The sequence below is a fragment of the Nonomuraea sp. WAC 01424 genome, assembly GCF_003947315.1.
Classification (GTDB): Bacteria; Actinomycetota; Actinomycetes; order Streptosporangiales; family Streptosporangiaceae; genus Nonomuraea; species Nonomuraea spiralis.
In genome coordinates this window covers 57,398-68,831 of sequence record NZ_QHHZ01000031.1, presented here as the reverse complement: position 1 = coordinate 68,831, position 11,434 = coordinate 57,398, and the positions used below count along the sequence as shown (strand labels likewise).

General features: G+C 73.8%; 7 protein-coding genes. 4 read left to right on the top strand and 3 right to left on the bottom strand.

What is annotated here, in order from left to right; all coding sequences use genetic code 11:
- A partial coding sequence (locus DMB42_RS50875; RefSeq protein ID WP_125648966.1) for a response regulator occupies positions 1–3,017 on the top strand: 3,017 nt, incomplete at its 5' end.
- A 19-nt stretch (positions 3,018–3,036) separates the two neighbouring features.
- Positions 3,037–5,280: a SpoIIE family protein phosphatase gene (locus DMB42_RS50870; RefSeq protein WP_125648963.1), complete on the top strand. Its 2,244-nt coding sequence runs from the start codon at positions 3,037–3,039 to the stop codon at positions 5,278–5,280.
- Positions 5,281–5,299: 19 nt separating this feature from the next.
- Here the strand turns inward: DMB42_RS50870 and DMB42_RS50865 are convergent, their stop codons facing one another.
- On the bottom strand, positions 5,300–5,893 hold the full coding sequence (locus tag DMB42_RS50865; RefSeq protein ID WP_221762732.1) for a TetR/AcrR family transcriptional regulator: 594 nt from the start codon (positions 5,891–5,893) through the stop codon (positions 5,300–5,302).
- 79 nt (positions 5,894–5,972) lie between these two features.
- Here DMB42_RS50865 and DMB42_RS50860 point away from each other — a divergent pair, with 79 nt between their 5' ends.
- On the top strand, positions 5,973–6,926 hold the full coding sequence (locus DMB42_RS50860; RefSeq protein WP_125648957.1) for a zinc-binding dehydrogenase: 954 nt from the start codon (positions 5,973–5,975) through the stop codon (positions 6,924–6,926).
- Positions 6,927–6,936: 10 nt separating this feature from the next.
- Here the strand turns inward: DMB42_RS50860 and DMB42_RS50855 are convergent, their stop codons facing one another.
- Complete coding sequence (locus tag DMB42_RS50855; RefSeq protein ID WP_125648954.1) at positions 6,937–8,112, bottom strand: acyltransferase; 1,176 nt, start codon at positions 8,110–8,112, stop codon at positions 6,937–6,939.
- A 99-nt stretch (positions 8,113–8,211) separates the two neighbouring features.
- Between DMB42_RS50855 and DMB42_RS56220 the strand changes: the two genes are divergently transcribed.
- A complete protein-coding gene (locus DMB42_RS56220) occupies positions 8,212–10,518 on the top strand; it encodes a hypothetical protein (RefSeq protein ID WP_125648951.1) in 2,307 nt (768 codons plus the stop codon).
- A gap of 10 nt (positions 10,519–10,528) precedes the next feature.
- Here DMB42_RS56220 and DMB42_RS50845 read toward each other — a convergent pair whose 3' ends face one another.
- Positions 10,529–11,413, bottom strand: a complete 885-nt coding sequence (locus DMB42_RS50845; protein WP_125648948.1) for a trans-aconitate 2-methyltransferase — start codon at positions 11,411–11,413, stop codon at positions 10,529–10,531.
- Positions 11,414–11,434 lie beyond the last annotated feature (21 nt).

Here is an 11,434-nt window from a genome sequence, read left to right as displayed (position 1 = left end):
CCGCCGTCGCCAAGGGCGACCTCACCCAGAAGATCCGCGTCGACGCCCGGGGCGAGATCCTCGAACTCAAGGAGACCATCAACACGATGGTCGACCAGCTGTCCGCCTTCGCCGACGAAGTCACCCGCGTCGCCCGCGAAGTCGGCACCGAGGGCAACCTCGGCGGTCAGGCCACCGTACGCGGGGTGTCGGGCACCTGGAAGGACCTCACCGACAACGTCAACTCGATGGCCGACAACCTGACCAACCAGGTCCGCAGCATCGCCCAGGTCACCACCGCGGTAGCGAGGGGCGACCTGACCAGGAAGATCGACGTCGACGCCCGCGGCGAGATCCTTGAGCTGAAGACCACGATCAACACCATGGTCGACCAGCTGTCCTCCTTCGCCGCGGAGGTCACCCGCGTCGCCCGCGAGGTGGGCCGGGAGGGCAGGCTGGGCGGCCAGGCCGAGGTCGAGGGTGTGTCCGGCACCTGGAAACGCCTGACCGAGAACGTCAACGAGCTGGCCGCCAACCTCACCCGCCAGGTACGCGCCATCGCCGAGGTCACCAGCGCCGTCACCTCAGGCGACCTGACCCGCTCGATCACCGTCGACGCCGAAGGCGAACTGGCCGACCTCAAGGACAACATCAACTCGATGGTCAAGTCCCTGCGCGAGACCACCACCGCCAACGAGCAACAGGACTGGCTCAAGTCCAACCTCGCCAGCATGTCCGGCCTCATGCAGGGCCACCGCGACCTGGCCACCGTCGCCGAACTCGTGATGAACGAACTCGCCCCGCTCGTCAGCGCCCAGTACGGCGCCTTCTTCTCCGCCGAGGAGAACGAACTCCAGCTCATCAGCGCCTACGGCTACCCCGCCGACCCCGACCGCCCCACCAGATTCCGCCTCGGCGAGGCGCTGGTCGGGCAGGCCGCCCGCAGCCGCAGGACGATCGCGATGGCCGACCTCCCGCCCGGCTACATCACGATCTCCTCGGGGCTCGGCAGGACCGACCCGCGTTCGGTGATCGTGTTGCCGATCGTGGTGGAGGAGCAGGTGCTCGGCGTGATCGAGCTGGCCTCGGTGCAGGCGTTCACGCCGGTCCATCTGGTCTTCCTCGACCAGCTCATGGAGACGATCGGGGTCAACCTCAACACGATCGTGGCCAACGCCCGTACCGACGAGCTGCTCAAGGAGTCGCAGCGGCTGGCCGTCGAGTTGCAGGCCCGTTCGGAGGAGTTGCAGCAGCAGCAGGAGGAACTCCAGCGCTCCAACGCCGAGCTGGAGGAGAAGGCGACGCTGCTGGTCCGCCAGAACCAGGACATCGAGACCAAGAACCTGGAGATCGAGCAGGCCAGGCAGGAGCTGGAGGACCGGGCCCACCAGCTCACGCTGGCCTCGACGTACAAGAGCGAGTTCCTGGCCAACATGAGCCACGAGCTGCGTACGCCGCTCAACTCGCTGCTCATCCTGGCCCAGCTCCTGGCCCAGAACCACACGCGCAACCTGACGCCCAAGCAGGTCGAGTACGCCGGGATCATCCACTCGGCCGGTTCCGACCTGCTGCAACTGATCAACGACATCCTCGACCTGTCCAAGGTCGAGGCGGGCAAGATGGACATCAATCCCGAATGGGTGCCGTTGCGCCAGCTCCTGGACTACGTCGAGGCCACGTTCCGGCCGATGACCTCGCAGAAGAGCCTCGACTTCCGCGTCACCACCGCGCCGGGCGTGCCCGCCGACCTGTTCACCGACGACTCGCGGCTGCGCCAGGTGCTGCGCAACCTGCTGTCGAACGCGGTCAAGTTCACCGAGACCGGCAGCGTCGAACTGCGCATCGAACCGGCCGCCCGCGGCGAGCTGCCCGCCTCGGTACGCCAGCACGCCCCCGCCATCGCGGTACGGGTCATGGACACCGGCGTCGGCATCCCCGAGCAGCAGCTTGAGGTGATCTTCGGGGCGTTCCAGCAGGCCGACGGCACCACCAGCCGCAAGTACGGCGGCACCGGCCTCGGCCTGTCCATCAGCCGCGAGATCGCCTACCTGCTCGGCGGCGCGATCACCGTCCGGAGCACGCCGGGCCGGGGCAGCGTGTTCACCCTCTACCTGCCGGTCGCGCGGCCCGGCTTCGAGGGGCACGAGCAGAGCGTCGCGCCCGCCGAGACCGTCGCGCCGCCGGTGGCCGGTCAGCCGCGGCGACTGCTGGTGATCGAGGAACGCGCCCACGGGCTGCTGTCGCTGGTGGCCGAGAGCGTGGTGAGCGGCCTGGCCGGTTCGCACGACTCGCTGGGCGGGGCCGTCGCGGTGGTCGCGGCGGCGGGCGCGGAGGAGGCGGCGGCCCTGCTGGCCGCCGAGCCCTGCCACTGCGTCGTACTGGATCTCGACCTGCCCGACCTGGCCGCCTACGGCCTGCTGGAGACGATGGACGGCGATCCGGGGCTGCGCGGCGTGCCGGTGCTGGCCTACAACAACTGGCGGTCCACCCCGCCGCAGGACGCGCGGATCGGCGACCGGCCGCTGGAGCTGCTGTCCAGCCTCGACGAGCTGCGCGAACGCATCGCCCTGCACCTGACCGCCGACCAGCCCGGCGACGTACTGCCGCTGGTGAGGTCCCGGTCCGTGGGGACGGCGTCCGGGCGGGAGATCGACAACACGCTGTCCGGGCGCACGGTGCTGGTGGTGGACGACGACGTACGCAACCTGTTCGCGCTGACCAGCATGCTGGAGATCCACGGCGTCAACGTGCTGCACGCCGAGAACGGCCGCAAGGGCATCGACACCCTGACCGCCCATCCCGAGACGGACCTGATCCTGATGGACGTGATGATGCCCGAGATGGATGGCTACACGGCGATCGAGACGATCCGCGCGATGCCCAGTTACGCCGACCTGCCGATCATCGCGGTCACCGCCAAGGCGATGCCGGGCGACCAGGAGAAGTCGCTGGCGGCCGGGGCCAGCGACCACGTGACCAAACCGGTGGACGCCGACCAGCTCATCGACCGTATCCAGCATTGGATGGATCCGGCCTGACGCGGTGAGGAGTCGCGCCATGGGGAGTTCCGCGGAGGAGACGGGCCTGGCCAGGCTGGCCGCGACCGTCGAACGCCTGCGCGCCGAGCTGGACGAGGCCCGCCGCGCGGCCGACGACCGCGCGCTGGTCGAGCTGGCGAAGGGCATCCTGGTCGAGCGCCTGCGCTGCGCCCCTGCGCAGGCCGCCGCCCAGCTCGCCACGCTGGCGGCCAGGACCGGCCGGTCCCTGACCGAATTGGCGGCCGACGTCGTCAACCGCACCACCCCCGACCCCGTCACCGACCGCGTCACCACCCCGACGGCCGATGCGGAGGCCGGGGGCGGGGCGGCGGGGGTGCGGCTGCGTACGGCCGAGAGCGCGGCGCTCGGCGCGGCCGACGTGCAGGCCGCGGCCCACGCGGTGCTGGAGACGGCCCTCCTGCCCATCGGGGCGACGGCGGTCGCGGTGTGGGCGGCCGGGCCCGACACCTCGCTCACGCTGGCCGGTCACGCGGGCTTCGGCGCCGAGGAGGCCGGGCTCTGGCGGCAGGTCCCCCCGGGCCTGATCACCCCGGCCACCAGCACGCTCCTCCAGCGCCGCACCCTGTGGCACGACAGGCCGGGGCCGCCCTCGATCGGCCGCCACCAGCTCACCGGCGGCCGGGTGACCGCCCTGGCCCGGGTGGCCGGGCGGGTGCTCGGCGTCCTGGAGGTCTGCTGGCCGGAGGACCATCCCCAGCCCACGCCCAGGCTGGAACACCAGATCGAGGCGCTGGCCGACCTGTGCGCCCTCACCCTGAACGCCCCCGGCCCGCCCGGCCACGCCGACGCCGCCCTGGCCGAGCTGGCCCACCTGGCCGACTCCCTGCCCGACCCGGCGTTCGTCCTCGTGCCGCACCTCGATCCGCGGGGCGACGTCGCCGACTTCCGCATCCACCACGCCAACGGGCCGGCGGCGGTGCGGGCGGGCGGGCTGCTGCTGGAGGCGTACCCGTTCGCGGCGGGCGAGCTGCTGGCCAGGGTCGAGCACGTGCACGCGACCGGTGAGCCGTTCCACGCCGCCGACATGTCCTTCACCGCGACGTCCGCGTCCGGCGTCAGCATCACCCGCCACGGCGGGAGCGTGCTGCTCGTCCGGCGCGACCTCGACGACCAGGCCCGCCTGCTGGAGCACGCCCAGCGCCTGGGCCGCATCGGCGGCTTCGAGGAGAACGCCCTGACCGGCGAGATCACCTGGAACGCCCAGATGTTCTCCCTGTACGGCCTGCCGCCGGACGCCCGGCCCGTCCCGCTGGAACGCCTGCGCGATCACGTGCACCGCGACGACGAGGTGGCCGTGGGCCTCTTCCTGCGCGCGGTGCTGCATCACCGGCGTCCGGCCGCGACGGCGTTCCGGCTGGAACGTCCCGACGGGGTGGCCCGCCATCTGCGGGTGGTGGCCGAGCCGGCGTTCGGGCCGGACGGGCGACTGACGGCGGTGCGGGGGGCGTACCAGGACGTCTCTCCGCAACACTGGACGGAGGTCGCGCTGGCCGTGACCCGCGACAGGCTGGCCCGCACCGAACGGCAGTCCGCCGCCCGCAACCGCCTGGCCCTGCAGCTCCAGCACGCCATCATGCCGCCCTCGCACGGCCGCATGGACTCCTTCGGCCTGCGCATCGCGGTCCGCTACCGTCCGGCGCAGAAGGAGGACCTGGTGGGCGGCGACTGGTACGACGCGGTCGTCCTGCCGTCCGGCTGCGTCCTGCTGTCGGTGGGCGACGTGGCCGGGCACGGCGTCGAGGCCGCGACCGGCATGGTCGTGCTGCGCAACGCGCTGCGCGGCCTGGCGACGACGGGCGGCGGCCCGGCGCAGCTGCTCGGCTGGCTCAACCTGGTCGCCCGCCACCTCGCCGACCGCATGACCGCGACCGCGATCTGCGGCGTGTACGACCCGGCCACCCGCGTCCTGCGCTGGGCCAGGGCGGGTCACCTGCCGCCGATCCTGCTGCGCCGCGCGCGGGGCACCGAGCTGCCGATGGTCAAGGGCCCGCTGCTCGGCGCGTTCGCCGACGCGGTCTACGAGGAGGGACGGCTCCAGTTGGAGCCCGACGACACGCTGCTGCTCTACACCGACGGCCTGATCGAGCGGCGTGACCACAACCTGCGCCACGCCCAGGACCGGCTGCTGGCGGTCGCCTCGCGTACGGCGACGACGCTGGACCACCGGCTGGACGACCTGCTCACCCACTGCAACTCCGACACCGACGACGACACCTGCCTGATCGGCGTGCACGTGCGCTGAGCCGGGCCGCCACCCGGGGTCAGGTCGCGGGCGGGAGGAGGCCGAGCCGGTCGAAGGCGGCGGCCACGCTGGGGGCCAGCGCCGCCGGGTCGTCTCCGGCGACGGCGCGACCGGCGGTGTAGCAGGCCAGCGCGAGCTGCGGGGCCAGGGCCGCCGTCTCGGGCGCGGCGCCGTGCTCGCGCAGGATCTCGGTCATGGTCGCGGCGAAGAGCCGCTGTTTGCGCGCCGTACGGTCGCCGAGCTCGGGGTGGTCGGCGATCAGCCGCTCGCGCAGGACGTAGCGGCCGGGGTCGCGGGTGGCGCCGGCGCACACGGCGAGGGTGAGCTCGCGCACCTGGGCCAGGGCCTCGGGCAGGCCGGGCGGGCGGTCGCCGCGCAGCGCGCGGTGGCGGGCGGCCAGGTCGTCGATCCGGTCCTGCTCCCCGGCGAAGAGGACCTCCTGCTTGTCGCCGAAGTAGCGGAAGAACGTCGTGCGGCCCACCTCGGCGCGTTCGGCGATGTCGGCGACGGTCACCTCGTCGTAGCCGCGCTCGGCGAAGAGCCGGTAGGCGGCCTCGATGATCTCGTCACGGGCTCGCCGCCGCTTGCGGACGCGCAGTGAGGGCTGGGTCACGACACCCAGTCTAGCGCTCCCGGACGCAGTCCCTTATGGTACGGAGTACCAATTGGTACGAGATTCCATAGGAGTGGACATGCGAGCCGTGCAGATCACCGAGTTCGGCGGCCCCGAGGTCGTGCGCGTTCGGGAGGTGGACGAGCCCCGTCCCGGCCCCGGCCAGGTCGTCGTGGACGTCTCGCGCTGCGGCGTGAACTTCGCCGACACCCTCATGCGCGAGAACGCCTACCTGGCCGCGACCACGCTGCCGGTCATCCCCGGTGGCGAGGTCGTCGGCAGGACCGCCGACGGCCGCCGCCTGGCCGCCCTGACGGACCGGGGCGGGTACGCCGAGAAGGCCGCGATCACGGAGGCGAGCGCCTTTTCCGTGCCCGAGGACCTCGACGACGTCGCGGCGGTCGCCCTGCTGGCCCAGGGGCTGACCGCGTGGTGGCTGGTCCGCCACACCGGCCGGGTGCGGCCCGGGGAGAGCGTGGTCGTGCACGCGGCGGCGGGCGGCGTCGGCTCGCTGGCGGTGCAACTGGCCAAGGCGGCGGGCGCGGGCCGGGTCATCGCCACGGCGAGCACGCCCGCCAAGCGGGAGCTGGCCCTGTCGCTGGGCGCGGACGCCGCCGTCGACCCGGCCGCCGCCGACCTCACCGAGGCGTTGCGCGCGGCCAACGGCGGCGAGCCCGTGGACGTCGTCCTGGAGATGACCGGCGGCCGGGTCACCGACCAGAGCCTGGCGGCGCTGGCGCCGTTCGGCCGGCTCGCCTTCTACGGCATGGCGGGCGGCGTGGAGCCCGAACCGGTCGCGCCGCGCGCCCTCCAGCGCCGCTCGGCGACCGTCAGCGGCTTCTGGTTGTTCAACGCCTTCGAGCGGCCCGCCGTCCTGGCCGGCGCGTACGCGGAGATGGCGGCACTGGTGACGGCGGGCGAGCTGCGCGTGGTCTCCGGCGGCGACCGTCCGATGTCGGAGGTGCGGCAGGTGCACGAGGAGCTGCGGGAACGGCGTACGACCGGCAAGCTCGTCCTCGACCCGCGCCGCTAGACGAGGGCGCCTAGGGGGCGGCCAGGCGGCGGCCGAGACCCTGCATCGGGCGTTCGAGGAAGTGGTAGCTCAGCCGACTGGCCGGCAGCACGAGCGCCAGGAAGAGCACGCTGACGCCGATCTGCAGCGGCAGCGGCGACCAGCGCATCTCCCCCGCCACCTCCATCACGACGATGAGCAGCGGAAGGTGCACCAGGTAGAGGGAGTAGCTCATCAGCCCGAGCCAGGTGAGCACGGCGGGCACCCGGCGGGCGCGGAAGGCCAGGCCGGCCGCGAACGTCAGCCCCGCCAGGACGACGGTCGTCCCCCACACGTCCGGCTGCACCCACCACCAGCCGGCGTTGAGCGCCCAGAAGGGGGCGACCGTCACCAGGGACGCGGCCAGGGCGACCGGCCACAGCGGGCCCTCGCCGCGTTCCCAGCGGCGCAGCGCCGTCCCGGTGAACATGACCGCCAGGATCGCCGCCCCGAACCAGGGGACGCGGCTGCTCAGCAGCAGCAGGGCCAGCGCCATGACGCCCAGCGCGCACGCCGCCGCGGTGCGCAGCCGACCGGTGATCAGACAGGCCAGACCGACGGCGAACACCGCGAACGACACCCAGGCCAGCCAGCCGCCGGGCGGCGGCGCGCCGCTCAGCACGAGGCCCGCCACGAGCGCGACGACGCCGAAGGCGACGGCGATCAGCCCCCGCCGGTCGCGTACGCCGGTCACGAACAGGGCGGTGACCAGCAGGTAGAAGACCATCTCGTAGGAGAGGGTCCACATCGTGTTCATGACGCCGGCCGAGCCGACGACGTCCAGCAGCATCGTGGCGTGCGCGGCGGCCGAGGAGGCGTCCCTGGGCACCTCGGCGCGTACCGGGATCCACCAGGACAGCGACAGGACCACGGTGATGACGGCGAGGTAGAGCGGGTAGAGGCGAAAGGCGCGGCCGATCCAGAAGGCGCGCACGTCGCCGTGCCGCTCCAGCGACGACGGGATGATGTAGCCGCTGACCAGGAAGAACACCAGGACGCCGTACACGCCCAGGTTGAAGAAGGTCGGACGCAGCCAGGGCATGGCCCAGGTCGTCAGGTGCTCGCCGACGACCGAGAGCGCGCCGACGCCGCGCAGGGCGTCCAGCCACGCGAGCCTGGACGCAGCCGGGCGAACGACCTGGGGGGTGCCAAATGGAACAGTCGTCACGCACACCAACGTATCGGCATGTCGATCGTCGGCGGGGCAGGGCCTTGAGTACACCCTTACTCAGGTGTCGGCGGGTGCTCTGACCTGATCCTGGCGGGTATGGATGGTTTTCTCGACGCCACTGTCGAGGGCGTGACCGAGCTGCGGGTGCACGGCGTGTCCGGCACGCCTCCCGCGGACATCCTCAACCACCCGCATCCCTGGCAGGTCGCCGGCGACGGCACCACCGGGTTCTACCGCCGCTGGTGGCCCGCCGGGCAGCCGGCCGGCGAACACGTGGACGTGCCCGGCGTACGCCACCGCGAGGCGTACGCGTGGGGCGGGCTCACCTCGGGCGGGCGGACCATCGCCCTGTGGCTGCTGTTGTCGCCGTTCTCGCTGGCCAACCTGGCCTACTTCATGCTGCCCCGACCGGAGGGGGCGCGGCCGGAGGGGGCCCGCGCGGAGGGGGCCCGGCTGGAGGGGGCGCGGCGGTTGCGGCATGCGGTCGAGGCGGCGTTGCGGCTGTTCGCGCTGCTGCTCACCGGCACGCTGGTGGGCGCCGTGACCAGGTGCACGGTGGACCTCGTCGGCTGGCAGTGCACGGCCCCGGGCCGGGCCTGCACCCTCGACCCGGCTCCGGCCTGGCTGCGGTGGATGGGGGCGCTGTGGCCGTCCGCCGACTCGCCGCGGCTGGCCGTCGCCTCGCTGGTGCCGCTGGTCGTGGTGCTCCTGCTGTGGGCGGCGGCCCGGCGGACGTGGGAGCGCGACGAGCAGACGGCCATGCCGCGCGACGGCGTGGCCCGTCCTGACCTGCTACGGGCCCGGCCGCGGTTGTGGCAGGGCGGCGCGCCGGTGGGACGGTTGCGGGCCGCGCACGTCGGCTTCTCGGTCGCCTCGATCGGGGTGGCCGTGTCGATGCCGTTCGCGGGGTCGGCCGCCGGGCTGGCGCTGTCCCTGGTCAACGGGGTGCCGGCGGTCGCGGCGATGGTGCTGGTGCTGCTGCCGGGCACCGCCCGCCGGGCCGATCCCGGCGCCCCCGAGCGCGGCGGGCGGCTGCTCGACCGCGCCTGCGTCCTGGTGCGGCTGCTGGCCCTGCTGGCCTACGCGGGCACGTTCGCGGCGGCGCTGGCCGGGATCCCGCCGGGGCCGGCGGCGTCCGCGCGGCACACGGCCGCGCCGGGGGCGGGTTCGGTGCCGTTCGCCCTGACGGTCGTGCTGGCGGTGCTCATCCTGGCCGGCACGTGGCGGCTGGCCCGCCTGGACCGTACGGGCGAGCCGCGGGCGATGGGCGGCGTGGCGGGCTGGTTCGTGCTGATGGCGGCCACCGGCGCGGCGAACGCCCTGGCCCTGGGCGTGACGTTCTGGACGGCCTCCTTCCTCGGCGTGCCCGACTCGCCGGAGTCCCTGGCCCACGGGGAGGCCGTGGGCCGCAGGCTCTTCCTCGACGACTCGGTCTGGTGGACGGCCGCGCTGATCCCCGTCCTGGCCGTGGGCCTCGGCTGCGCGGCGGCCGTCCTGCTGCGGATCCGCCGCACGTACGCGGCCACCCTGCGGGACGGGCTGGAGGGGCCGTACGGCGGGCAGGCCAACGGCTGCGCGGTCGCCGACACGTGGGCGCTGGCCTCGCTCACCGACCGGGCCGGGCCGGCGCTGGGGCTGGTGACGTGGATCGGCCTGGCCGGGTTCGCCGCCGTCACGGTGATCAACCTGTCCCGGCTGCTCCCGCCGAAGGGCGGCGTCGCGGGACTGCTCGCCACCGTCGGCGCGTGGGCGCTCACCACGGTCGTCGTGGGGCTGGTGCTGCTCGGCCGGCGTACCTTCGGCGACTCCCGGTTGCGCCGGACGATCGGCATCCTGTGGGACATCTGCACCTTCTGGCCGCGGGCCATCCACCCGCTGGCCCCGCCCTGCTACACCGAACGTGTGATCCCCGAGCTGGTCGGCCGCCTGGACACGCTCACCCACGGCGAACGGGACCGGGTCGTCCTGTCGGGGCACAGCCAGGGCAGCGTGCTGGCCGCCGCGCTGGTGCTGCAACTGCGGCCGGAGGTCGCGGGCCGGGTCGGGCTGCTCACCCACGGCTCGCCGCTGCGCCGCCTGTACGCCGCCTTCTTCCCCGCCTACTTCGGCCGGGCCGGGCTGGCCGCCGTACGGGCCACGGTGACCTGGATCAACCTCTACCGGCTGAGCGACCCGATCGGGGGGCCGGTGTTCGGCCGTACCGATCCGTTCGCGCCGCCCGCGCCGGCCGGGTCGGTGGACCGTTTCTGCTGGGACCCCGCCCGGCCGGGCCCGCACGAGCCGCTGCCCCGGACGCGCTGGCACTCCGACTACTGGCTGGAGAGCTCGTACGACGACGCCCTCGCCGCCCTGCTCCCGCCGGAGGGGCACCGCGCGTCCCAGGCGCTCCCGGACGGCGGGTGAGCCGGCCGGGTCAGGCCCGGCGGGCCGCCCAGACGGTCCGGGTGGAGCGGAGGACGAGGTCACGGTGGCGCAGGGCCTCCGGGTGGTCCTCGGAGAGCAGGCGGTCGAGCGCGGCGAGGTCGACTGCGGCCAGGTGGCCGTCGAGCCTGGAACGGTAGCCGCTGAACACGGCGTGCGCGTACCGGGCGACGCCGCGGACGCCGCTCGGCGACGACGGCCCCACCTCGCCCCGCGCCGCCATCTCGATCGGGAAGTCGCGCCGCGCGGTCACCTCGAATCCGGCCGCCACCAGCGACGGCGTCCATTCGGGGTAGGCGTCCGGGCCGGTCCGCGCCCGCGTCACCGCCTCGCGGCAGCGTGCCTCCAGCGCCGCCCCGGCCTCGTCGGGCAGGAAGCGCGGCAGCCCGTCCATCTCGACGACCGCCAGCAGCCCGCCGGGGTTCAGCGCGGCGTGGACCTCGCGCAGCAGCCGCGCCGGCTCCTCGACGTGGTGCAGCGACGCGGCGGCCCACACCAGGTCGACCGGGCCGATCGGAGGCAGCCCGAGGTCCAGGTCGCCCGGTACGCCGCGCACCCGCTCCCCCAGCCCCCGGCCGAGCGCGGCCGCGCGCACGCGGTCGAGCATCACCGGCGACCGGTCGACCGCCACGATCGTGGCCGCCGGGAACCGCCGGGCCAGGGCCAGCGTGCCGGTGCCGGTGCCGGCGCCCAGGTCGGCGACCGTACGCGGGGTGCCGGCCGCCTGCTCGGCGACCCAGGTGGTCAGCTCGTCCAGGTAGGTTCCGAGCAGCTCGGCGTCGAGGTCGAGCATGTCCGCCAGCCGGGACTCGCCGCCGCCGTGCGCATGCTCATGGGCGTGGGCGTGATCATGAGCGTGGTGAGGGTGTGCTTCCATGCCTCCAACGGTAAGGGGCTG

Coding starts and splice junctions, on each gene's coding strand:
- DMB42_RS50870 (WP_125648963.1), top strand. CDS start 3,037: ATGGGGAGTTCCGCGGAGGAGACGGGCCTGGCCAGGCTGGCCGCGACC.
- DMB42_RS50860 (WP_125648957.1), top strand. CDS start 5,973: ATGCGAGCCGTGCAGATCACCGAGTTCGGCGGCCCCGAGGTCGTGCGC.
- DMB42_RS56220 (WP_125648951.1), top strand. CDS start 8,212: ATGGATGGTTTTCTCGACGCCACTGTCGAGGGCGTGACCGAGCTGCGG.
- DMB42_RS50845 (WP_125648948.1), bottom strand. CDS start 11,413: ATGGAAGCACACCCTCACCACGCTCATGATCACGCCCACGCCCATGAG.